A 22,087-nucleotide genomic window follows, 5' to 3' on the forward strand; every position below is an offset into this window, starting at 1 on the left:
GGAAATCCCCAGCGTGGTGTTGTGCGTCACTTGGCAGGCCTGCACCACGGCTTGAATGAAGCGTTGCGGATCGGCGACATCCGCCGCGATGCCGACCGGGGTAATGCGCATCGCCGCGCCGTTGGTGGTGCCGTAGCGCCCGGACTCTTCCGGCGAATGGCCGGCGAGAATCATCTCGATTGAGCGTTTGGTCGAAGGCCCGAGCAGATCCTGCGAGCCCTTGGCTTGCATCTCGGCCTCCCATTCGATCAGGCGTTGCGCGAGCACTGCCGGTTCGATCCGGCCCTCGCCTTCGATCAGCAACTGACCGACCAGGATCGCCTGTTCGGTGTCATCGGTGATCGAGCCTTTGGGCATATTGGCGGCGATCGGTTGGTCGGGGCCGGCATCTTCCAGGTCGGTGATTTCGCCGAACCGCGCCTGGATCTCGGCACGGCTCAGCGATTGCGTGGGCATGCCGAGGGCGTCGCCCAACGCCAAACCATAGAAAGCGCCCAAGGCACGATTGAGCGCAGTCATTTTGATTCTCCAAATTGCAGGTGCAGGCGGAAGTGCACCGGGTCGAGCAAGCTTTCGACCTGTTCCATGAACCGGCCCTGACGGTCATACGTGGTGCGCAGGGCTTTGAGAAATACTGTGCCGGGCGCGCGACCGAGCAGTTCGGCGTCGTCGGCGCTCAGCGGTTCGGCGCCGATCCACTGATCGCCGCGTTCGCCGATGTAGCCGTAGGCGGCCAGGGTGATGGTCAGTGAGTTGTCGATCAGGCCGACGCGCGGCAGGCTTTCCAGGGTGCCGGTGGCGGGAATCAACGAGCGTTCGAGCGACACCAGCGTGCCGTCATTGGCGCGGCGCCGGCGGTCGAGGGTGATGAATTTTTCGGTGCCGAAGCGCGGCAGCAAGTCAGGACGATCGACCGCTTCGAGCCGCAGCACTTCGGTGTTGACCAGCGCCCCGCTGTCCGCCAGCGCTTGCGCCCAACCGCTGTGCTGATCGAGCACCACACCATCGAAAGTGACAATCGAGCCGACCCCGCTTTGCGTGGCGATGTAATTGCGCCGTTTCAGTTCGGCCAGCGCTTCACGCAGCGTGCCGCGGCTGACCTGGAATTCTTGAGCCAACTGATGCTCGCCGGGCAACAGGAAACCGTCCTCCATGAGGCCGCTTTCGATGCGCCGGATAAGCTCGTCGACCACCCGTTGTTTCTTGTCAAATCGGACCTGTCTAATCATGTACAAAGTGATAACCGAAACAGGGCCGGACGAGCAAGAGATATTTCAGAGAGGTGACAGGAGGTGGCTTTCAATTGGGGGGTGTCAGGTAAATCCACCCCTCACCCCAACCCTCTCCCCAAGGGGTAGAGGGGGCTGACCGAGGTGTTTGATGGATTTACTGCGACCTGAAAGTCCGAGTCGAATTCAGGATTTGAAAGCGATGAATATCTGCTCCCTTCCCCCTCTCCCCAAGGGGTAGAGGGGGCTGACCGAGGTGTTTGAAGGATTTACTGCGACCTGAAAGTCCGAGTCGAATTCAAGATTTGAAAGCGATGAAGATCTGCTCCCTTCCCCCTCTCCCCAAGGGGTAGAGGGGGCTGACCGAGGTGTTTGAAGGATTTACTGCAACCTGAAAGTCCGAGTCGAATTCAGGATTTGAAAGGCTTGAAGATCTGCTCCCTTTCCCCCTCTCCCCTTTGGGGAGAGGGTTGGGGTGAGGGGTGGCTCTTGATCTCAGCGTTGTTTCAGTCGGTCAATCACCACCGCCAGCAACAAAATCGAACCGCGAATCACGTACTGATAAAACGTATCGATGTTCTTCAGGTTCATCGCGTTTTCGATAATCGCCAGAATCAGCACCCCGGCAATTACGTGCCGAATCATCCCGATCCCGCCGCTCAGCGACACGCCGCCCAGCACGCACGCGGAGATCACCGTCAGCTCAAAACCCTGGCCGATCATCGGCTGCCCGGAAGTCATGCGCGACGCGAGGATCACCCCGGCCAGCGCACCGATCAAACCGTGCACGGCGAAGATGATGATCTTGGTGCGGTCGACGTTGACCCCGGCCAGCAGCGCCGCTTCCTGATTGCCGCCGATGGCCATGGTGTTGCGCCCGTAAGTCGTGTAGTTCAGCAACCAGCCGAAAAACAGAAAGCAGACGATGGTGATCAGGATCGGCACCGGCACGCCGAACAACTGGCCGTTGCCGAACACGAAGAACTGCTCCTGCGACACGCCGACTGCTTTGCCGTTGGCAAAAATATAGGCCAGGCCGCGGACGATCTGCATCGTCGCCAACGTCGTGATCAGCGCGTTCACGCGCAACTTGGCGATGACGATGCCGTTGATCAACCCGACGATCAGGCCCATCAACAGCGCAGCCCCGACGCCAAGGAATACGCTGTCAGTGTCACGCATCACCACCGCCGCGACCACGCCGGCGCAGGCAATCACCGAACCCACCGACAAGTCGAAATGCCCGGACGCCAGGCAATACAACATGGTGCACGCGGCGATGCCGGTGGTGGAAATCGCCAGGCCCAGACCGCGCATGTTCAGCGGCGAAAGGAAGTTATCGATCAGCAACGTACAGGCAACGAAGATGCCGATGGCCGCCAGCAGCATGACCCAATCGTCGAGGAAACGGCGCATGTCCAGGGGTTTGCGCTCGGTTGGCAGCGCGTTGTTTTGGGTTGTCATCATAGTCACCTCTCAGTTCGCCACGCCGTCAGCGCGTTGGCGCGGCAAAGCCAGTTGCAGCAGGTTGGATTCATTGGCCTCGTCGCGGGACAGTTCGCCGCGCATCGCGCCTTCGCACAGCACCAGGATGCGGTCGGAAATGCCCATGACTTCCATCAAGTCGCTGGACACCACAATCACCGCGATGCCGCTGGCGGCGAGGTTGTGGATGATCTGGTAAATCTCGGCTTTGGCGCCGATGTCGATGCCGCGCGTGGGTTCGTCGAGCAGCAGGACTTTCATCGGCATCGACAACCAGCGACCGAGAATGGCCTTCTGCTGATTGCCGCCGGACAGGTACATGATCTTCTGTGCCGCGCTCGGTGTTTTCACTTTCAGCGCGGCGATCTGCTTGTCCGCGTTGCCCTTTTCCCACAAGCCGCGCAACAGGCAACCGAAGGTCGAATGCGCACCGCGCGCACTGATGTTGATGTTCTCGGCGACGCTGGAGAGCGGCATGATGCCCTCCTTCTTGCGATCTTCCGGGCACAGCAGAATTCCCGCGGCAATCGCATCGCGAGGCGAGCGCAACTTCAGTTCGTGGCCGCGCAATTCCAGGCGTCCGCCAGTGTTGCGGGTCAGGCCGCTGAGCATGCGAAACAGCTCGGTGCGCCCTGCCCCGACCAAACCGAACAACCCGAGAATCTCGCCTTTGTGCACCTCGAAACTCACCGGCTCACGCAGGCCCGGGCCGAGCAGACCGTCGACTTTCAGCGCCACGGCGCCGCGTTGGCGCGGGCGGTAATCGTAGATGTCCTGAATGTCGCGACCGACCATGCAGGTGACCAACTGGTCGTGGGTCAGCTCGCTCATGTTGTCGAACGTGCGCACGAAACGGCCGTCCTTGAACACCGTCACCGCGTTGCAGATGCGGAACACTTCTTCCATGCGATGCGAGACGTAAAGCACCACTTTGCCCTCATCGCGCAGACGCCCGATGATCGCCATCAACCGATCGATCTCACGCGCCGAGAGGCTGCTGGTCGGTTCGTCGAACGCGATCACATGCGCGCCACGCGACAACGCCTTGGCGATTTCGACCAATTGGCGCTGGCCGAGCGACAGGCGCCCGACTTTCTCTTGCGGATCGATTTCGTCGGCCAGACCTTTCAGGCAATTCAACGCCTGCTGGCGCAACGTGCTGCGATTGATCAGGCCGAAACTGGCGGGCAGATGGCCGAGAAACAGGTTCTCGGCGACCGTCATTTCCGGCACCAGATGCAGCTCCTGGTGAATCACCGCGACGCCGCTGGCGATGCTGTCGGCGGTGGACTTGAAGGCCATCGTCTGTTCGCCGACCTGCAGGTTGCCGCTGCTCGGGATGTACGCACCGCCGAGGATTTTCAACAATGTCGATTTGCCGGCGCCGTTCTCGCCCATCAAGGCATGCACTTGCCCCGGATGCGCGACGAAGCTGATGCCGTCGAGCGCCTTCACCCCGGGAAAAGTCTTGCCGATCCCGTTGAAGCGCAAGCTGCCGCCGATGTGTTCTTGTTGTTCTTGTCGTTGTGTTTGCGCTTGCATAACCACCTCATCACACAGATCAGGCAGCCCCGTCGCCAGGGCTGCCGATGAAATCAACCGGCCTTCAGTTCCACAGGCCGATTTTTTCCAGTTCCTGCTTGAAGTTGTCGCGAGTGATCAGCGTCACGTCGTCCATGGCGGTGTATTTCGGCGGCTCTTTGCCGGTGGTGACCCACTCGTACATCATCACGGCGGTGTTGTAGCCCTCGATGTGCGGGCTCGGCAGCATCGAGCCGAAGAAGCCACTGTTAGGCTTTTTCAGTTCGCCGATGGCGTCAGTGCCGTTGATGCCGATGCCGATCACGTTGGCCGCAGTGAACCCGGCGCTTTCGGTGGCGCGCACGCCGCCCAGCACGGTGTTGTCATTCATGCCGCCGATGATCAGGTTTTTCGCCGCGCCTGGCAGTTTCACCAACGCCGAGTTGGTGGCGTCCATGCTGCCCGGTACGTCGAGGGTTTTCTGCGCGGCGTAGAGAATGTGGTCTTTCGGAAAGCCTGCGTCTTCGAGGGCTTTGACCGAACCGTCGGTGCGTTTTTTGCCAGTGTCGAGTTCGTTGAAGGTGTTGATAACGGCGTAGGTTTCTTTCCAGTCCCAGTTGCGTTTTTTCGCTTCAGTGACCATCGCCGCGCCCTGCTTCTGGCCGACTTCGAATGCGGCCATGCCGAGGTATGGCACGTCTTCCATGAATTTGCCGCTGGCATCGACAAAGCGGTCATCGACGGCGATCACTTTCAAGCCGTTGGCTTTGGCCTTGGCAACGATCGCCGGGCCGAGGCCGACGTCTGGCGGGCAGATGACAAAGCCTTTGGCGCCGTTGGCCGCGAGGCTGTCGATGGCGGAGAGGGTTTTTTCGCCGTCAGGCACGGCGATCTTGATCACGGTGAAGCCCTTGTCCTTGCCGGCCTTTTCGGCGAAGGCCCATTCGGTCTGGAACCAGGGCTCTTCAGCCTGTTTGACCAGAAACCCGATCTTCACTTCTTCGGCCGCCAGCAGCGTACTGCTCAGGCTGACCGCGGTAACCGCCAGAGCGGCACAGCACAGGGAACGGATCCCACGACGACGATTCATAAGCTGACTCCTTGTTATTTTTTTTGAGCGTTATTTGAAAATCGGTACAGCGGTCAAAACATCTAGCAAATAGTCATATCGTATGATGATTGGATTTTAGACGGACCTCTCCGTCTGACCGCGCCTGTTCAGTCGTGATACATGACCGAACGACCACCATCGATGGTGATGCACGAGGCATTGATGAACGGCGCTTCATCGCTGGCCAGGAACACCGCTGTCATCGCCACTTCCATCGGTTGCCCGATACGCCGTGGCGGGTGCAAATCAAAGGCGCGCTGACGCTCGGCGTGCGGGTCGGCGAAACCGTTCCAGTAATCGACATTAAGTTGGGTTTCGATGTAGCCCGGCGCGATGGCGTTGACGCGAATGCCCTGCGGCGCGTATTCGATGCCGAGCGCGCGGGTCAGGCCGAGCAAACCGTGTTTGGCCACCGGGTACGGGAAGCAGCCGGGAATGATGTGGCTGGAATGGGTCGAGGCAATATTGATAATGCTGCCGACGCCCTGCTCGATCATTTGCGGCAGCACGGCTTTGCAGCCAAACCAGGCGCCGTCGAGATCGATGGCGAAGCAGCGACGCCAATCCTCTTCGGTCATTTGCAGCGGATCGCGGAACACGTTGACCCCGGCGCAGTTGACCAGTACGTCGATGCGCCCGTGACGCTCGACCGCCAGCCGCGCCATGGCGTGCAAGTCTGGCTGGCTGGACACGTCAGCGCTGATCGCTTGCACGTCAAAACCCTGCTGGCGCCAATGCGCCGCGACCTGCTCGACTTTATCGGCCTGAATGTCGCTGATGATCAGCCTGGCTTGCTGCGACGCGAAGGCGCCGACGATGGCTTCGCCGATGCCTTGAGCGGCGCCGGTAAGCAGCACGACTTTATCTTTCAGCCGTTCGCCCCGCAGCGGTGCTGGCACCGGCGGCAAGCTGAGCGCCTCAGCCATGATTGACGACTGCCTTGTGCAGACACGACAAATTTTGCACGCACGACAAAACGCGGACATCTGACGATGTCCGGTCGCAAAACTGTTCTGAAAATCGCTGCATCACTTCACCTGTTTTGTTTTTTTAAGTGTGAGTGCGTGTAACTGATTTGAAGTAGAGCTAGTCAACAATGGAGCCGACTATAAACCCGACCGCCAAATAATCTCAATATATAATTTTACATCCCATATTTTGGGATCTAACCGGCGAACCTCGTACAGACTTTTCCCGCTACATCGACGCGCAGCGCTAACAGCGCGCCATCCAGAGGATGATCGAGCGGGCTGGCAGCGCTGGTGACGTACAGGGTTTGCAGGTCTTCGCCGCCAAAAACGCAACTGGTCGGACGGCTGACCGGCAATTCGATCACCCGATCAACCAGCCCTTCTGGACTGATCCTCAGCAGGCAACTGCCGTCCCACCGCGCATTCCACAGATAACCTTGTGCATCCATCGCCGAACCGTCCGGGCCGCCGCGCTCGTGCGGGCCGAACCAGTGCCGGCCCGGTTCGAGGCTGCCATCGCTGCGAATGAAATGCTGATACAGCGTGGCGTCGAGGCTGTCGGCGAAGTGCAGCCGGGTTTCGTCATCGCTCCACAACAAGGTGTTGGGAATGCCCAAGCCGCGCAGCAACGGCGTGACCCGCGCATCGCGGTCGATGCGGAACAGGCCGCCGGAGCGGCGTTCGATCGGCAAGTCTTTACCGTTCTCGCCGATGTTGTTTTGCATGGTCCCGAGCCAGAGCCGGCCTTGTGCGTCGCAACGGGCTTCGTTGGGGCGATTGCCGGGTTGCGGGTCGGCGACGCAGAGCAAGGTAAGGCGCGGTTCGAGGCCCGGGGAATCAAGGTCGAGGCGATAGACGCCGCTGCTCAGGGTCACCAGCGCATCGCCGCTTTCGCACGGGATGAACGCGGACACGTGCTCGGGCATTTGCCAGATCTGCACGTTGGCGCCGATCAGGCGCAAGGCTTGCTTGCCGGCGATGTCGACCCAGTACAACGCCTGCGTCGGCACATCCCAGAACGGGCCTTCGCCGAGCTGGGCGCGGTGTTCGGTAACGGCAGTCCAACTCATGGAAATTCCTTCGCTGTTCATGTGGGAGCGAGCTTGCTCGCGATGGCGGTGTAACAGGCAAATTTGATATTGAATGTTACGGCCCAATCGCGGACAAGGTCGCTCCCACAAGGTTCTTTGGTGTCAGCTGGCCTTTTTGTCGGCCATGACTTGCGGGTAGAAACGTTTGATCGCCAAATCTGCGTTGTCGATCAGGGTCATGCAGGCCCACACACCCCGCGCGGCATCCCGGGCGGCGATGGCGTCGGCCATGTCTTTATGGATAGGTAATGTGCGACGCAGTTCATCCGGATCGGCGGCGGAAACTTCAAACGACACCGCCAGCAGCGCGCCGAGGGCCGGGACCATTTGTTCGATGAATTGGTTGTGGCTGGCGGCGAGGATGCACTCGTGAAAGAGCTGGTCGGCGCGGTTGTAATCGGCGTCGCTGTCGACCGCCCGCTCCAGCGCGTTGTAGGCCTGGAGGATGGCCTGGACTTGTTCGACGGTGGCGCGCTCGCAGGCCCAGCGCACTGCCATTGGTTCGATGGTGCGGCGCAGGTCGAGCAAGTCGTCGACGAAGTTTTCCGGCAGGCCACTGCGCGACAGCCAGCCAACCACTTGCGGATCAAACAGATTCCAGCGGCGCACCGGCAGCACCCGCGTACCGACCTTCGGCCCGACTTCGAGCAGGCCTTTGGCGACCAGGGTTTTGATCGCTTCACGAATGACCGTGCGGCTGACCCCGAGCTGCTCGCCGAGGTCGGCCTCGACCTTGATGGTTTCGCCGGGCTTCACTTGGCCGGCCGCAATCCAGCAGCCTAGCCAATCGACCGTCGACGCGTGAAAGCTGCTGGACATGAAAACCTCAATGAGGAGACGGCCAAAAGCCGTTCGCGATGGAGGCTTACGCTAATCATCATACGATTGGGTGTCAAATTGAATTTTTAGCCCGATGCGAAAACAGTGTGGCAGCGAGCTTGCTCGCTCCCACATTTGGATTCACTCAGGGTTCGAGACCGATAGGGAAGAACTCGCCGCCGCTCCACACGCCCAACCAGCGCTGGCCGTCGATTTCACGGCTGACCGCCAATTCGACCAGTTGGTAAAACACGTTGCGATGGATCAGCGCTTCGAGGTTGCTGCGCACGTGCACGTAAGGCGCGGGCTCTTGGGTCAGCGGATCAGTCACCACGCGGATCGGGTGTTCAACGCCCGCCTCGGTGGTTTCGTCGACGTTGGTGGTGAAGCGCAACACCTGCGCTTCGCCCTCGCCTTCGACCTCGACGGCAATCGCCACAAACGGCGCGTCGTCGACTTTGATCCCGACTTTCTCGACCGGGGTGATCAGGAAATAATCATCGCCGTCGCGGCGAATGATGGTGGAGAACAGTTTGACCATCGGCTTGCGCCCGATCGGCGTGCCCAGGTAATACCAGGTGCCGTCGCGGGCGATGCGCATGTCGATGTCGCCGCAGAAGTCCGGGTTCCACAAGTGCACCGGCGGCAGGCCTTTGGTCTTGGGGATTTGCCCCAGCAGGTCGTTGGCTTTTTGCGGTTCACTCATGGCGTATTCCTTTTAGTGGTCGCTTTAGTGGTCGCTGAGCCCCAACAGGCTGCGAGCGTATTGCTCCAGCGGCGGGCCCAGCAGGTCTTCTGGCTTGGTGTCGTGGAACGTCAGTAAACCGCCACGACTTTTGATGCGTGCAGTATCAATCAAATACTGGGTGCTGGTCTCGATCAACATGATCTGAATGATCCCGCTGTCGATGCCGAGGCGATCCACGGCTTCCTGGTCGAGCCATTCGTCCGAGTTGCCGATGCGATCGTCAGCCTTGGCGAAGCGCGTGTACAGCAGGTAATGCGCGCCGACTGCGCGAGCTTCGCCCATCGCGGCGTCGAGGCCTTCGGGGGCACGCGCGCGGCGGACCATCGGGAAATATTCGATAAAACCGTTGAAGGCTTCTTCGGCGACCACGTTAGGTCGCGGGTAGGCGCTGCCCGGCGGCGCGAATGCACCTTGGGCGATGTAGATGAACGAGTCCGGCTGAATGCGGAAGTTGTTCGCGCGCTGGCTGTTGCTGTGGTCCAGCAGCCCCGCGTCGCTCATGTGGTAGCGAACACCTTCGCCCATGTCGCTGACATTCATGCAGCCACCAAGCGCCAAAACGGCCAGCAGCAAAACCAGGCTACGCATCCTATCCTCCAGAAGCCGGTGACGGAAAACCGGCGAATGGCGGTTGAATGCAGCTTCCGCGCCAGCTCGCCGGACTGCATTGATTCAGTGGTTCTTTAAATGACCGGGAGATTGCTTTCGCGGGCAAGCCTCGCTCCTACAGGGGTGTGCGTTTAACCTGTAGGAGCGAGGCTTGCCCGCGAATGGGCCTGTCAGCCGCCGATGATTTTCATGATGGTTGCGCCACCAGAGAATGCCACTTCCTGCTTGTCGCCCAAGGCTTTCACCAGCAAGCGCTGCAGCGCTGGCAGCGCTTGATGACGCGGTTTGTCCAGCAGATCGCCGACGTAGTGGCGATTGCTCGACGACAAGCAACCATGCAGCCAACCGGTGGACGACAGGCGCAACCGCGAACACGTGCGGCAGAACGGCACGCTTTCGTTGGCGATCACCCCGAAAAAACCATGCCCCGGAATCTCGTAGCGCACCGCTGTGGCATCGACCGGCGCATTGGCTTGCAGGTATTCATGCCGCTCGCCAATCAGGCTGAGCAATTGCTGAAGGCTGACGAACTGTTGCAGGAAAGCATTGTTGTCGGTGGCCAAGTGGCCCATGCGCATCAGCTCGATAAAACGCAGCTCGTAGCCGCGTTCCAGGCAGTAATCGAGCAACGGCATCACCTGATCGAGGTTCTGCCCGCGCAACGGCACCATGTTGACCTTGATCTTCATCCCGGCGGCCGCAGCTTGCTGCATGCCATCGAGCACCGTCGCCAGATCGCCACCGCGCGCAATGCTGCGAAACGCGTTGGCGTCCAGCGTATCGAGGGAAACGTTGATGCGGCGGATCCCGGCATCGACCAGCAGCGGCAGTTTTTTTGCCAGCAACTGACCATTGGTGGTCAGGCTGATGTCCTCAAGGCCCATCTTGCCGACGGCGGTCATGAACGCTTCGAGTTTGGGACTGACCAGCGGCTCGCCGCCAGTGATGCGCAAGCGCTCGATGCCAGCGGCTTCGATCAGATACGCGACGCCGCGCGCCATGGCCTCGGCCGACAGCTCATCCTGCGCAGCCACCAACCGCTTGCCGTTGGGCACGCAGTAGGTACAGGCGTAGTTGCAGGCTGAGGTCAGGCTGATCCGCAAATTGCGAAAACGCCTGCCTTGACGGTCAACGATCATGGATCACTCCGGCATGAGAAGATTCGGGACTGCTAAAACTTGACTCACAAATCAAGTTTTAGCAATCCCCAAGCCTGAGTATATTCCTGCGGTACTGCGCCTTGTAACGAAATATTGGCGCAATCAGCCGGCTGAATGGCTCAGCTGCTTGGCGTGTCGGTGTCACGCTTGCGCTTGTTGCCCATGCGCACGCCGATGTCCATCAGGAACTGGAAGAAGCCTTCCTGATCTTCCAGCACGTTGCTCCAGAACGGCGAGTGATACAGCGCAACCGCGCCGTGCACCAGCGCCCAGGACGCGCAGTAATGGAAATACGGCGGCACGTCTTCGAGCTTGCCTTCGCTGATTCGGCCCTTGATCAGCAGGGTCAGGCGTTCGAAGTTCGAGGCACGGATCTTGTGCAGCTCCTCGACCATCTCCGGCACCTGATTGCCCTTGACCACTTTTTCTTCGAGGCGATCGAACAGGCGATAACGTTGCGGATCGCGCATGCGGAATTCGAAGTAGGCCCGCGACAGCGCTTCCTTGTCCTTGTCGACGTCGGCCGAATGCAGCAGCTCGTTCAAATCGCGCTCGTAATCGAGCATCAGGCGCAGATAGATTTCGGCCTTGGATTTGAAGTGCTTGTAGATCGTGCCTTTGCCGATACCGACGGCATCAGCAATCATCTCGACGGTGACGCTGTCTTCACCCTGATCGAGGAACAGCTTGAGCGCGGTATCGAGAATTTCTTGCTCGCGGCGACGAAACTCACGGACCTTACGAGGTTCTTTATGCATAAGAAAAAGGTCTGTAGGGGTCAAAATTCGAAGCCGCGTATTATGCCTAACTTGCGCCAAAATGCACGGATCATCCGACCATATCTGTGTTTCTTGATGATTTCGCGCAGGCTCGGCCGTTGATGAGAACTCTTCCGAAGCGCGCGTATTCCAAATTTGTTTAAAAACCACGGCGGCTAAACTGGCGCCAGCTCAATACTGATCAATACTTGAACTGTCGGCGAGGCATCTCCCCCAGGTGCAGCGCCGATATTGGTACCAACGGACCGCGTACCTTTGTTTTACTCCTAATGGTCTTAACCCGGATTCACCCCCCAGAACCCGGGTTTTTTTTGCCTGCGATTCAGCCTTTTACATGCGCCAACGGAAACAGCCGCTTGAAGTTTTCGGTGGTCTGTTCGGCAAATCGCTCGTAAGTCTCACCGCGCAGCATTGCGAGAAACTCTGCCACTTCCCGCACATATTGCGGCAGGTTCGGTTTGCCCCGGTGCGGGATCGGCGCCAGGTACGGCGAGTCGGTTTCCACCAGCAAACGGTCGGCCGGCACTTTGCTGGCGACGTCGCGCAAGGCGTCGGCATTGCGGAAGGTGACAATCCCGGACAGGGAAATGTAATAACCCATGTCCAGCGCAGCCTTGGCCATGTCCCAGTCTTCGGTGAAGCAGTGCAACACGCCGGCCTGCGGCAGAGCCGCTTCGCGCAGCAGGCTCAAGGTATCGGCGCGGGCGCCACGGGTGTGGATGATCACCGGTTTGCCGGTCTGCTGCGCGGCTTGCAGGTGCAGACGGAAGGATTCCTGCTGCAACTCCGCCGCCTCCGGCTCGTAGTGATAATCAAGGCCGGTTTCGCCGATCGCCACTACCCGCGGGTGGTTGAGCTCCTGCAGCAGCCAGTCGAGCGCAGGCGCGGCGCCGGGCTGCACGTCCAGCGGGTGCACGCCGACCGAGCAATCAACGTCGTCATAACGCTCGGCCAGGGCTTTGACGTCGGCGGCGTTGTCGACGCTGACGCCGATGCACAAAAAGTGCCCTACCCCGCGCTCACGGGCCGCATCCAGCGCGGCATCAAGGGAACCGTCGTGGGCGGCGAGGTCGAGGCGATCAAGGTGACAATGGGAATCTACGAGCATAAAAGGGCGGCAACTTACATCGTATGAGTGGGACGGTCGGATTTGAGGGCTCCGGCCAGATGAGTTTCGATTCGACTGCGAGCGGTGTTGTCACCGTCGTTGAACTGCACGCCAACGCCGGCGGCGCGGTTGCCCTGGGCACCTTTGGGGGTGATCCAGGCGACTTTGCCGGCGACCGGAATCTTTTCCGCTTCGTCCATCAGGTTCAGCAACATGAACACCTCGTCGCCCAACTTGTAGCTTTTGTTGGTCGGGATGAACAGGCCGCCGTTCTTGATAAACGGCATGTAAGCGGCGTACAGCACCGACTTGTCCTTGATGGTCAGGGACAGGATGCCGTTGCGCGGTCCGGTATTAAGCGGTTCATTCATGCTGACCTCCACTGCTGATTCTCAGAGTCTAGTCACTTGCAATCACTTCTGACCGGGCAAAGACACCCATTGCACCAACAGCGCTTCCAGCAGCAACGCCGGGTTGAGGTTGGCTTTGCTCATGACTTTCTGCCGCTGGGCCAGAATCCAGTCCTGAATCGCCAGCACTTTGTTTTGTCCGGACTTCTGCCCCAGGTATTGAATGACCTTGCGCATGTCGGTCAGGCCGAGGCCCTGCTCATCCTGGGTCAATTGATAACGCAGGATCAAGCTCGACCAATCGCAGAACCAGTCGAACAACAGCAATTGCGGAATGCTTTTCCATTCCTCGGCCAATTGGCTCGGCGATTTCTGCTGCTTGAGCAACTGCTTCACGCCTTCGACCACCAGCCCGCGCTGTTCGCGCACGCCTTGTTTTTGCAGCTTCAGCGCGGCCAGCGGCGAACCGGCGGCCAGGGTCAGCAGTTCGACGCGTTCTTCCGGCGAGCAGTCCGGCAGCGCGGTGGCGAGCCATGCCAGGCTCATCGCCTCGCTCGGCAGCGGACAGGCTTGCTGCTGACAGCGACTCTTGATCGTCGGCAGCAGACGGCTGGTCTGGTGACTCACCAGCAGCAACACGGTATCGCCGGACGGCTCTTCAAGGCTTTTCAGCAAGGCATTGGCGGCGTTGACGTTCATCGACTCGACCGGCTCGATCAATACCACTTTGCGCCCGCCCATCTGCGCGGTCTGCACTACAAAACCAACCAGATCACGCACCTGGTCGACTTTGATCGCCTTGTCCGCCTCTTCCGGTTCGAGGATGTAATTGTCCGGGTGACTGCCGGCCTTGAGCAAAAGACAGGATTTGCACTCGCCGCAGGCATTCGCGGCACTCGGACGCTGACACAGCAAATGCGCCATCAGCCGCTCAGCCAAGGCGCGTTTGCCGATCCCGGCCGGGCCGTGCAGCAAATAAGCGTGCGCGTGTTGCTTGCGTCCGGCCATTTGCTGCCAGAGCTCGTCCTGCCACGGATAGGCCTCAGCCACGGGTCAGCTCCAGTAAACGTGGGAGCAGCGCATCCAGTGACTGCTGGACTTGCGGCAACGCTTGCGCGGCATCGACCAGTACATAACGTGCCGGATCGGCTTCAGCGCGCCTGAGGAAGGCACTGCGCACTGCATCGAAAAACGCTCGACCTTCGAGTTCGAAGCGATCCAGCCGACCGCGTGCGCTGGCACGGGCGAGGCCGACCTCTACCGGCAGATCGAAAATCAGCGTCAGGTCCGGGCGCAAGTCGCCCTGGACGAAGGTTTCGAGGGTGGCGATGCGCTCCAGGGACAAACCGCGACCGCCGCCCTGATAGGCGTAAGTCGAGTCGGTGAAACGATCGCACAACACCACCGCGCCGCGTGCCAGCGCCGGGCGAATCACCTCGGCCAGATGCTGGGCGCGGGCGGCAAATACCAGCAACAGTTCGGTGTCGGCGTTCATCACTTCGTCGAGCGGCGCCAGCAACACTTCACGAATGCGCTCGGCCAGCGGCGTGCCGCCCGGCTCGCGGGTCAGCAACACTTCGATACCAGCGGCGCGCAGGCGCTCGGCGAGGTATTCGCGGTTGGTGCTTTTGCCGGCGCCTTCCGGGCCTTCCAGGGTAATAAACAAGCCAGTCACAGGCAGTCCTTAGTCAGAGTCATTGCGTGCTTTGCGGCGCCGAGGCAGCCGGCTCCGGCGCAGATTCTTGCGCGGGCTCAGGCGCCGGTTCCTGCGCCGGAACCTGCGGCGCACTTTCCGGCGCGGTGTTGGGCGACGCTGCAGGAATCGGTGTCTCGGCATCCGGCGTCACGGGGGCGCTCGCCGGGGCCGGGCTGGAGCGGTAATCGGCGCGACGCTTGATTTGAAACTCGCGGACCGCCGAGTTGTGCGCGTCCAGATCATCGGAAAACACGTGGCTGCCGTCACCGCGCGCGACAAAATACAAGCTGTTGCCGGCCACCGGGTTCAGTGCAGCATGAATCGCCTCGCGGCCAACCATCGCAATCGGCGTCGGCGGCAAACCGGAAATCATGTAGGTGTTGTACGGCGTCGCTTCCTTGAGATGAGCGCGGGTCAGCTTGCCGTTGTAGCGGTCGCCGAGGCCGTAGATCACCGTCGGATCGGTCTGCAGCAACATGCCCATGGCCATCCGTCGCACGAATACCCCGGCAATCTGCCCGCGTTCTTGCGGCACGCCGGTTTCCTTCTCGACCAGCGACGCCATGATCAGCGCTTGATACGGCTCGGTGTACGGCACGTCGGCGGCGCGTTTTTCCCATTCCTTGGCGAGCACTTCGTCGAGTCGCTCATAGGCTTTGTTCAGCAGCTCGGCGTCGGTCATGCCGCGCACGAAACTGTAAGTGTCGGGGAAGAAGCGGCCCTCGGGGAAAATCCCGCTGTGACCGAGCTTGTCCATCACTTGCGTATCGTTCAGGCCATTAAGGGTTTGCTTGAGTTTGTCGTCCTTGGCCAGGGCGGCGCGGACCTGGTGGAAGTTCCAGCCTTCAACCAGTGTCACGCTGTACTGCACGACTTCGCCGCGCTTCCACAGATCGATCAGGCCATCGACGGTCATCCCCGGCAGCATGCGGTATTCGCCACTATGGATCGGCGTTGCGGCCAGATTGAAGCGCCAATAGACGCGCAACCAGAAAGCGTCCTTGATGACGCCATCGGCTTCGAGTCGATAGAAGGTGCGGGTCGGTGTCGTGCCTTTGGGCACTTCCAGCAGTTCTTCCTGGGTGATGTTCAGCGGTTGTTGCAGCGCCGAATTGATTTTCCAGGCCGAAGCGCCAGCCAGCAGCCCTGCCAGAACCAGTCCGGTTTCCAGCAGCAGCAGAAATTTACGTCTCACGTATCAAACATCCAGTAGCGCGCGGGCAATGGTTTGGAGTTTACGGGTGAGCGGGCCAACCGGCCAGCTCAGTGCTGCATAGGCGCGCACCGGCCAAATGCCATACACGCTGTTGCAGACGAACACTTCATCGGCCCATTGCAGCTGATCGAGGCTGATGTCGGTGGTTTGCGTGGGGATCGCCAATGACTCAGCCTGAAACAATAATTCGGCGCGCATCACCCCGGCCACGCCGCAACGCTTGAGATCGGCGGTCATCAGCACACCGTCGCGCACCATGAACAGATTGCTGAAGACGCCTTCGATGACGCGCCCGGCTTGATCGAGCATCAAGCCTTCGGCGTGTTCGGCATCTTGCCATTCGGCACGGGCGATGACTTGCTCCAGGCGATTCAAATGTTTGAGCCCGGCAAGCAAAGGTTGTTGGGAAAGTCGCGTGGTGCAGGGAAACAGGCGAACGCCCTGCTCGGCATACGCTGGCGGGTAAATAGCGGGAGGGTTGCCTTGCAGAATGCGTCGGGCCTGCGCCGATGGGTCTGGGGCGTAGCCGCGCAAACCGTCGCCACGGGTGAGGATGAGCTTGAGCACACCCGCGCCCATGGCACCGGCATACGTCAGCAGCTCGTGGCGGATCAACGCCTGATCGGCATTGATTGCCAGACGAGCGCAGCCCTCGGCCAGACGCGCCAAATGGCGCTCCAGCAGCACTGGCTGCCCACCGCGCACGGCAATGGTCTCGAACAGACCATCACCGTAAGCCAGGCCGCGATCCTTCAGCGACAGAGCGTCAGCCGGTTGACCGTCGACCCAGCAGTCCATCAGCCAGCGAACCGGCGGAACACCAGCGAGCCGTTGGTCCCGCCAAACCCGAAGGAGTTGGACAGCACCACGTCGATGTCCATGTTGCGCGCAGTGTGCGGCACAAAATCGAGGTCGCAGCCTTCGTCCGGCTCATCGAGGTTGATGGTCGGCGGCGCCACTTGGCTGTTGATCGCCAGCACGCTGAAGATCGCCTCGACCGCGCCCGCCGCACCCAACAGGTGACCGGTCATGGACTTGGTCGAACTGACCGCCAGGTTGTAGGCGTGATCGCCGAACACCGTCTTGATCGCACAGGCTTCAGCAAGGTCGCCGGCCGAAGTCGAGGTGCCGTGGGCGTTGATGTACTGGACTTGATCGCTATTGATCTTGGCATCGCGCAGGGCATTGGTGATGCAACGCGCAGCGCCTGCACCGTCGGCCGGTGGCGAGGTCATGTGGAACGCGTCGCCACTGGTGCCAAAACCGATCAGCTCGGCGTAGATGGTCGCGCCACGCGCCTTGGCGTGCTCCAGCTCTTCGAGCACCAGCGCACCGGCGCCGTCGGACAGCACGAAGCCATCACGGCCCTTGTCCCACGGACGGCTGGCACGGGTCGGCTCGTCGTTGCGGGTCGACAGCGCGCGGGAGGCACCAAAGCCGCCCATGCCCAGACCGCACGCGGCCATCTCGGCACCGCCGGCAATCATCACGTCGGCTTCGTCGTACATGATGTTGCGCGCCGCCATGCCGATGCAGTGCGTGCCGGTGGTACATGCGGTGGCGATGGCGTAGTTAGGCCCCTGTGCACCCAAATGAATGGACAGGAAACCGGAAATCATATTGATGATCGAGCCAGGCACGAAGAATGGTGAAATTCGACGCGGACCGGACTCATGCAGCGTGCGGCTGGTTTCTTCGATATTGGTCAAACCGCCAATACCCGAACCCATGGCCACGCCGATGCGCTCGCGGTTGGCGTCAGTGACTTCCAGACCGGCGTTACGCACAGCCTGAAACCCTGCGGCCAGACCGTATTGAATGAACAGGTCGAGCTTGCGCGCTTCCTTGACCGAGAGGTATTCCTCGACATTGAAGCCCTTTACCGAGCCGCCAAAACGGGTGGAATAGGCAGAAAGGTCGGTGTGTTCGATCAGACCAATGCCACTGCGGCCAGCCAGAATGCCCTGCCAGCTGCTCGGCACATCCGTGCCCAGTGGCGACAACATACCCATACCGGTGACTACGACGCGTCTACGCGACACAGCACTCTCCTTTTTCTAATGACGACTTTGCATGAGGCCTAAAGAAAAAACCGCACGCCGTGATGGCAGTGCGGTTTTTCCATGACAGCAAGCAACGATTACAAGCTATTAAGCCTGGTGGTTAGTAACGTAATCGATTGCGGCTTGTACAGTAGTGATCTTCTCAGCTTCTTCGTCAGGGATTTCGGTCTCGAATTCCTCTTCCAGAGCCATCACCAGCTCAACGGTGTCAAGGGAGTCGGCACCCAGGTCTTCAACGAAGGAAGCAGTGTTGACCACTTCTTCTTCTTTAACGCCCAGTTGCTCAGCAACGATTTTCTTGACGCGCTCTTCGATGGTGCTCATACCTTGTTTTCACTCCTAATGGACAAATTCAGGCAGCTGGCCAGTGGGTAAGTGTATAGAAAGACTTTTCGGTTTTTCAACTGAAAGCTTCACTCCTCAAACCCTGCAGCCCTCTGCCTATAAATAGATTGCAGCTTTATAACGGATTTTAGACAGCTCGTATGACATTTTTTTGAAGCAACCCGTCACATTTAACTCATGTACATCCCGCCGTTCACCGGGATTGTAGCCCCAGTAACGTAAGCCGCACCGTCGGATGCAAGAAAAGCGACCACAGACGCGATCTCTTGTGCTTGCCCCAGACGGCCCAGCGGAATCTGTGTCGCCAAGGATTCACGCTGCGCTTCAGGCAGCTCACGGGTCATATCGGTGTCGATGAACCCTGGGGCCACCGAGTTTACCGTAATCGAACGCGAACCGACTTCCCGCGCCAATGCGCGGCTGAAACCTTCCAGACCTGCCTTGGCGGCTGCGTAGTTTACTTGGCCTGCGTTGCCCATGGCACCCACAACCGAACCAATACTGATAATTCGTCCCCAACGCGCCTTCGTCATGCCACGCAAAACGCCCTTGGACAGGCGGAACAGACTGTTCAGGTTGGTATCGATGACGTCGTTCCATTCGTCGTCTTTCATGCGCATCATCAGATTATCGCGGGTGATGCCAGCATTGTTGACCAGGATCGCCGGCGCACCGAACTGCTCGGAAATGCTCGAAAGGACCGCCGCAACCGATTCGTCGCTGGTCACGTTGAGTTCCAGACCCGTGCCCTGAATTGCGTTTTCTTTAAGCGTTGCAGCGATGCGCTCGGCACCCGCTGCGGAGGTCGCGGTGCCAATCACGATGGCGCCCTGACGACCCAGCTCCAGGGCGATGGCCTGGCCGATACCACGGCTTGCGCCAGTGACCAGTGCAACTTTACCTTGCAGACTCATGCAAGTTTCTCCTGATTCAGGCCAGCGCTGCGCGAGCGGCAGCGAAAGCGTCTGGGCTATTGAGGTTGGAAGTCGACACGCCTTCGGCGCAGCGTTTGTTCAGGCCGGCGAGCACTTTGCCAGGGCCGCATTCGACCAACTGGGTCGCGCCCTTGGCGGCCAGCGCCTGGACCGATTCAACCCAGCGCACAGGCTTGTAGAGCTGCTCAAGCAAATCGCGCTTGAGGGTGTCGAGATCGGCCGGCACGCTGGCGCTGACGTTCTGCACCACCGGGATCTGCGGCGCCTGCCAGTCAATCGCGGCGATGGATTCGGCAAACCGCTCGGCGGCCGGACGCATCAGCTCACAGTGCGACGGCACGCTGACCGGCAACGGCATGGCGCGCTTGGCACCACGCGCCTTGCAGCCTTCGATGGCGCGCTCGACAGCAGCCTTGGCGCCGGCGATAACCACTTGGCCCGGCGAGTTGAAGTTGACCGCACTGACCACTTCACCCTGCGCCGCTTCGGCGCACGCTGCCAGCACGTCGGCATCTTCCAGACCGAGGATAGCGGCCATGCCGCCCTGCCCGGCCGGCACGGCTTCCTGCATCAGTTGGCCACGCCGCTCGACCAGTTTCACCGCGTCGCCCAGGCTCAGGCTGCCTGCAGCGACCAAGGCGCTGTATTCGCCCAGGCTGTGACCGGCGACATAAGCCGGACGCGCGCCGCCTTCAGCCAGCCACAAGCGCCACAAGGCGATCGAAGCGGTGAGGATCGCCGGTTGGGTTTTATCGGTTTGATTGAGTTGCTCTTCCGGTCCTTGCTGGGTCAGTGCCCACAGGTCGTAACCGAGAGCATCGGAAGCTTCTTTGAATGTTTCGAGGACGATCGGATGTTGCGCGCCCAACTCGGCCAGCATGCCGAGGGACTGCGAACCCTGTCCTGGAAAGACGAATGCGAGGGAAGCAGACATGTAACAAGCCCCTAATGATCTTGTCGTCGGAGAATTGACGTCCCGCTTGGGGGACGCAAGAAACTGACAGTTGGATGGCCAATTGAACTGAGCGGTCACATTTAAGCATTGTCCGACGAAAACGCCTAAGGCAACAAATCCTCCAGACGACCGTGCAGACGTCGCGGGAGGTTTTCCTGAATCTCGATCAGGGCGCGCTGAATGGCACTCTGAAAGCCCTGCACACCCGCCGAGCCGTGGCTTTTTACGACGATTCCCTGCAAACCGAGAAAACTCGCACCGTTGTGCCGCGCCGGAGCCAGGTCCGCCTGCAAGCGCCTCATCAGCGGCAGCGCCAATGCGCCGACCATGCGCGAGGCCAGATTCTGCTTGAACAAGGCTTCGATACGCCCGGCAATCATGGTCGCCAGGCCTTCGCTGGATTTGAGCAGGATATTGCCGACAAAGCCGTCACACACCACCACATCCGCCTCGCCGCGATACAAACCGTCACCTTCGACAAAACCGATGTAATTGATGCCGCGCGCGTTCTGCAGCAAGGTCGCAGCGAGTTTGACCTGCTGATTGCCCTTGATGTCTTCGGTGCCGATGTTCAGCAGCGCCACGCGCGGGCGCACCACGCCCAGCGTCTCCGCCGCCACCGAGCCCATGATCGCGAACTGCAACAAGTGCTCGGCACTGCAATCGACGTTGGCGCCCAGATCAAGCAACTGGCAGTAACCCTTCTGCGTCGGAATCGCCGCGACCATCGCCGGCCGATCAATGCCGGGCAGCGTCTTCAGCACAAATCGCGACAACGCCATAAGCGCGCCGGTATTGCCGGCGCTGACACAGGCCTGGACTTTGCCATCACGCAGCAATTCGAGCGCCACGCGCATCGACGAGTCAGGCTTGCCACGCAAGGCCTGTGCAGGCTTTTCGTCCATGGTGATGATTTCGGACGCAGGAGTAATCGACAGGCGCGCGCGATCCACAGCCGAGTGACTGGAGAGCAGTTCTTCCAAAAGGGTAGTTTGACCGACGAGGGTCAGGTGCAGCGAGGGTGTAGCAGACAGGCAAGCGAGGCTGGCCTGAACAATGCTGCGGGGACCGAAGTCCCCGCCCATTGCGTCAATCGCGATGACTTGAGCAGACAAGTGATTACTCGTCAGCGCCCTTGTCGATCACTTTACGGCCACGGTATACGCCTTCTGGCGATACGTGGTGACGCAGGTGAATTTCACCAGTGGTTTTTTCTACAGACAGAGTGCTTGCCGTCAGGGCGTCGTGCGAACGACGCATGTCACGGGCAGAGCGGGATTTTTTGTTCTGCTGAACAGCCATAATTGATTAACTCCTAAACGTTTGGGTCACGCTTTAACTGCGCCAATACACTGAACGGGTTGGACCGCGTTACCTCGTCCTCGCTCGGTTCGGGCTCATCGAGACCCGCCGGCTGCTGGCATTCTTCCGGATGATGAGCAGGCACAATGGGCAGGGCGAGCAAAAGCTCCTCCTCGACCAGTGACTGCAGATCCAATGGATCTTCGCCCAGTTCCAGCACGTCATAACCTTTCGGTAACGACTGGGTATTCGCACCCTCCTTCACCACAACGTAACTGCATTCGCTGTGGATTGGCAGGGTGACCAGCTCAAGACAACGCTGGCAAACCATTTTGACTTCGGTGTCGATAAAGCTGTGGATTACCACAGACTTACGTTCATCTCGTTCAAAAACGAATTTAGCCTGCACCGTACCGACAGTGTCGGAAAGCGGGTCGCAGAGTCTCTCCAAATCGGCCAGCAGCAGTTCACCTTGAAGGGTGGTGCCACGATCAGCCAATTTGCGCGGGTCAACGTGAGGTGGAATCGGGTCATTCAACATAGGCGCAGCATTATAGGGATGCACCCAGCCATGTCAAAGGAAATTCAGCCCTG

At 59.9% G+C, this 22,087-nt stretch carries 25 protein-coding genes; all 25 read right to left on the minus strand.

Annotated elements, in window-relative coordinates:
- Positions 1 to 519, minus strand: a 519-nt coding sequence (locus BI292_RS24600) for an ADP-ribosylglycohydrolase family protein (RefSeq protein ID WP_178076625.1), incomplete at its 3' end; no start/stop codon positions are given.
- Entirely contained in the window at positions 516 to 1,229 is a 714-nt protein-coding gene (locus BI292_RS24605; protein ID WP_092279300.1) for a GntR family transcriptional regulator, read from the minus strand. The genes BI292_RS24600 and BI292_RS24605, both read right to left, overlap by 4 nt.
- A gap of 495 nt (positions 1,230 to 1,724) precedes the next feature.
- Entirely contained in the window at positions 1,725 to 2,693 is a 969-nt protein-coding gene (gene araH / locus BI292_RS24610; RefSeq protein WP_092281686.1) for an L-arabinose ABC transporter permease AraH, read from the minus strand.
- Positions 2,694 to 2,705: 12 nt separating this feature from the next.
- Positions 2,706 to 4,256, minus strand: coding sequence for an L-arabinose ABC transporter ATP-binding protein AraG (araG, locus tag BI292_RS24615; protein WP_101209512.1), 1,551 nt, complete (start codon positions 4,254 to 4,256; stop codon positions 2,706 to 2,708).
- A 64-nt stretch (positions 4,257 to 4,320) separates the two neighbouring features.
- Positions 4,321 to 5,325, minus strand: a complete 1,005-nt coding sequence (locus BI292_RS24620; protein WP_092279296.1) for a substrate-binding domain-containing protein — start codon at positions 5,323 to 5,325, stop codon at positions 4,321 to 4,323.
- A gap of 128 nt (positions 5,326 to 5,453) precedes the next feature.
- The gene (locus BI292_RS24625) at positions 5,454 to 6,272 is read right to left on the minus strand and encodes an SDR family oxidoreductase (RefSeq protein WP_101209513.1); all 819 of its coding nucleotides are present in this window, start codon (positions 6,270 to 6,272) and stop codon (positions 5,454 to 5,456) included.
- Between the two features lie 239 nt (positions 6,273 to 6,511).
- Positions 6,512 to 7,387, minus strand: a complete 876-nt coding sequence (locus BI292_RS24630) for an SMP-30/gluconolactonase/LRE family protein (protein WP_101209514.1) — start codon at positions 7,385 to 7,387, stop codon at positions 6,512 to 6,514.
- Positions 7,388 to 7,510: 123 nt separating this feature from the next.
- Positions 7,511 to 8,227: a FadR/GntR family transcriptional regulator gene (locus BI292_RS24635; RefSeq protein WP_092279290.1), complete on the minus strand. Its 717-nt coding sequence runs from the start codon at positions 8,225 to 8,227 to the stop codon at positions 7,511 to 7,513.
- A 145-nt stretch (positions 8,228 to 8,372) separates the two neighbouring features.
- Entirely contained in the window at positions 8,373 to 8,933 is a 561-nt protein-coding gene (locus BI292_RS24640) for a DUF1285 domain-containing protein (protein WP_092279288.1), read from the minus strand.
- A gap of 24 nt (positions 8,934 to 8,957) precedes the next feature.
- Positions 8,958 to 9,563: a DUF4823 domain-containing protein gene (locus BI292_RS24645; protein ID WP_092279286.1), complete on the minus strand. Its 606-nt coding sequence runs from the start codon at positions 9,561 to 9,563 to the stop codon at positions 8,958 to 8,960.
- Between the two features lie 191 nt (positions 9,564 to 9,754).
- Positions 9,755 to 10,723 carry a GTP 3',8-cyclase MoaA gene (locus tag BI292_RS24650; protein WP_101209515.1) on the minus strand — a complete coding sequence of 323 codons (969 nt, stop codon included), beginning with the start codon at positions 10,721 to 10,723 and terminating at the stop codon, positions 9,755 to 9,757.
- Between the two features lie 140 nt (positions 10,724 to 10,863).
- Positions 10,864 to 11,502: a TetR/AcrR family transcriptional regulator gene (locus tag BI292_RS24655; RefSeq protein ID WP_008152317.1), complete on the minus strand. Its 639-nt coding sequence runs from the start codon at positions 11,500 to 11,502 to the stop codon at positions 10,864 to 10,866.
- Between the two features lie 343 nt (positions 11,503 to 11,845).
- Positions 11,846 to 12,631 carry a TatD family hydrolase gene (locus BI292_RS24660; protein WP_101209516.1) on the minus strand — a complete coding sequence of 262 codons (786 nt, stop codon included), beginning with the start codon at positions 12,629 to 12,631 and terminating at the stop codon, positions 11,846 to 11,848.
- Between the two features lie 14 nt (positions 12,632 to 12,645).
- Positions 12,646 to 13,002, minus strand: coding sequence for a PilZ domain-containing protein (locus tag BI292_RS24665; RefSeq protein WP_092279280.1), 357 nt, complete (start codon positions 13,000 to 13,002; stop codon positions 12,646 to 12,648).
- 42 nt (positions 13,003 to 13,044) lie between these two features.
- Positions 13,045 to 14,031, minus strand: coding sequence for a DNA polymerase III subunit delta' (locus BI292_RS24670; RefSeq protein ID WP_101209517.1), 987 nt, complete (start codon positions 14,029 to 14,031; stop codon positions 13,045 to 13,047).
- Positions 14,024 to 14,656, minus strand: a complete 633-nt coding sequence (gene tmk, locus BI292_RS24675; protein ID WP_101209518.1) for a dTMP kinase — start codon at positions 14,654 to 14,656, stop codon at positions 14,024 to 14,026. The genes BI292_RS24670 and tmk overlap by 8 nt, the downstream gene beginning before the upstream one ends.
- 19 nt (positions 14,657 to 14,675) lie before the next feature.
- Positions 14,676 to 15,872 carry an endolytic transglycosylase MltG gene (gene mltG / locus BI292_RS24680; protein WP_101209519.1) on the minus strand — a complete coding sequence of 399 codons (1,197 nt, stop codon included), beginning with the start codon at positions 15,870 to 15,872 and terminating at the stop codon, positions 14,676 to 14,678.
- Between the two features lie 3 nt (positions 15,873 to 15,875).
- Positions 15,876 to 16,691, minus strand: coding sequence for an aminodeoxychorismate lyase (gene pabC / locus BI292_RS24685; protein WP_101209520.1), 816 nt, complete (start codon positions 16,689 to 16,691; stop codon positions 15,876 to 15,878).
- The gene (gene fabF / locus BI292_RS24690; protein ID WP_092279270.1) at positions 16,691 to 17,935 is read right to left on the minus strand and encodes a beta-ketoacyl-ACP synthase II; all 1,245 of its coding nucleotides are present in this window, start codon (positions 17,933 to 17,935) and stop codon (positions 16,691 to 16,693) included. The genes pabC and fabF overlap by 1 nt, the downstream gene beginning before the upstream one ends.
- 108 nt (positions 17,936 to 18,043) lie before the next feature.
- Positions 18,044 to 18,280, minus strand: a complete 237-nt coding sequence (acpP, locus tag BI292_RS24695) for an acyl carrier protein (RefSeq protein ID WP_003442511.1) — start codon at positions 18,278 to 18,280, stop codon at positions 18,044 to 18,046.
- Between the two features lie 191 nt (positions 18,281 to 18,471).
- Entirely contained in the window at positions 18,472 to 19,215 is a 744-nt protein-coding gene (fabG, locus tag BI292_RS24700) for a 3-oxoacyl-ACP reductase FabG (RefSeq protein WP_092279268.1), read from the minus strand.
- Positions 19,216 to 19,231: 16 nt separating this feature from the next.
- Positions 19,232 to 20,170, minus strand: a complete 939-nt coding sequence (fabD, locus tag BI292_RS24705) for an ACP S-malonyltransferase (RefSeq protein WP_101209521.1) — start codon at positions 20,168 to 20,170, stop codon at positions 19,232 to 19,234.
- Between the two features lie 125 nt (positions 20,171 to 20,295).
- Positions 20,296 to 21,306: a phosphate acyltransferase PlsX gene (plsX, locus tag BI292_RS24710; protein ID WP_101209522.1), complete on the minus strand. Its 1,011-nt coding sequence runs from the start codon at positions 21,304 to 21,306 to the stop codon at positions 20,296 to 20,298.
- Positions 21,307 to 21,310: 4 nt separating this feature from the next.
- A complete protein-coding gene (gene rpmF, locus BI292_RS24715) occupies positions 21,311 to 21,493 on the minus strand; it encodes a 50S ribosomal protein L32 (RefSeq protein WP_008152339.1) in 183 nt (60 codons plus the stop codon).
- A gap of 13 nt (positions 21,494 to 21,506) precedes the next feature.
- Entirely contained in the window at positions 21,507 to 22,034 is a 528-nt protein-coding gene (locus tag BI292_RS24720; protein ID WP_092279262.1) for a YceD family protein, read from the minus strand.
- Positions 22,035 to 22,087: the final 53 nt, after the last annotated feature.

This window comes from Pseudomonas sp. 43NM1 (assembly GCF_002836905.1).
Lineage (GTDB): Bacteria > Pseudomonadota > Gammaproteobacteria > Pseudomonadales > Pseudomonadaceae > Aquipseudomonas > Aquipseudomonas prosekii.

Bases quoted from the DNA above. Each gene is read 5' to 3' on its own strand.
- BI292_RS24620 (WP_092279296.1), bottom strand. From the start codon at position 5,325: ATGAATCGTCGTCGTGGGATCCGTTCCCTGTGCTGTGCCGCTCTGGCG.
- acpP (WP_003442511.1), bottom strand. From the start codon at position 18,280: ATGAGCACCATCGAAGAGCGCGTCAAGAAAATCGTTGCTGAGCAACTG.
- BI292_RS24635 (WP_092279290.1), bottom strand. From the start codon at position 8,227: ATGTCCAGCAGCTTTCACGCGTCGACGGTCGATTGGCTAGGCTGCTGG.
- BI292_RS24630 (WP_101209514.1), bottom strand. From the start codon at position 7,387: ATGAGTTGGACTGCCGTTACCGAACACCGCGCCCAGCTCGGCGAAGGC.
- BI292_RS24625 (WP_101209513.1), bottom strand. From the start codon at position 6,272: ATGGCTGAGGCGCTCAGCTTGCCGCCGGTGCCAGCACCGCTGCGGGGC.
- araH (WP_092281686.1), bottom strand. From the start codon at position 2,693: ATGACAACCCAAAACAACGCGCTGCCAACCGAGCGCAAACCCCTGGAC.
- BI292_RS24665 (WP_092279280.1), bottom strand. From the start codon at position 13,002: ATGAATGAACCGCTTAATACCGGACCGCGCAACGGCATCCTGTCCCTG.
- rpmF (WP_008152339.1), bottom strand. From the start codon at position 21,493: ATGGCTGTTCAGCAGAACAAAAAATCCCGCTCTGCCCGTGACATGCGT.
- pabC (WP_101209520.1), bottom strand. From the start codon at position 16,691: ATGGACTGCTGGGTCGACGGTCAACCGGCTGACGCTCTGTCGCTGAAG.
- fabD (WP_101209521.1), bottom strand. From the start codon at position 20,170: ATGTCTGCTTCCCTCGCATTCGTCTTTCCAGGACAGGGTTCGCAGTCC.
- BI292_RS24655 (WP_008152317.1), bottom strand. From the start codon at position 11,502: ATGCATAAAGAACCTCGTAAGGTCCGTGAGTTTCGTCGCCGCGAGCAA.
- BI292_RS24645 (WP_092279286.1), bottom strand. From the start codon at position 9,563: ATGCGTAGCCTGGTTTTGCTGCTGGCCGTTTTGGCGCTTGGTGGCTGC.
- BI292_RS24605 (WP_092279300.1), bottom strand. From the start codon at position 1,229: ATGATTAGACAGGTCCGATTTGACAAGAAACAACGGGTGGTCGACGAG.
- BI292_RS24720 (WP_092279262.1), bottom strand. From the start codon at position 22,034: ATGTTGAATGACCCGATTCCACCTCACGTTGACCCGCGCAAATTGGCT.
- fabG (WP_092279268.1), bottom strand. From the start codon at position 19,215: ATGAGTCTGCAAGGTAAAGTTGCACTGGTCACTGGCGCAAGCCGTGGT.
- BI292_RS24640 (WP_092279288.1), bottom strand. From the start codon at position 8,933: ATGAGTGAACCGCAAAAAGCCAACGACCTGCTGGGGCAAATCCCCAAG.
- BI292_RS24660 (WP_101209516.1), bottom strand. From the start codon at position 12,631: ATGCTCGTAGATTCCCATTGTCACCTTGATCGCCTCGACCTCGCCGCC.
- BI292_RS24650 (WP_101209515.1), bottom strand. From the start codon at position 10,723: ATGATCGTTGACCGTCAAGGCAGGCGTTTTCGCAATTTGCGGATCAGC.
- araG (WP_101209512.1), bottom strand. From the start codon at position 4,256: ATGCAAGCGCAAACACAACGACAAGAACAACAAGAACACATCGGCGGC.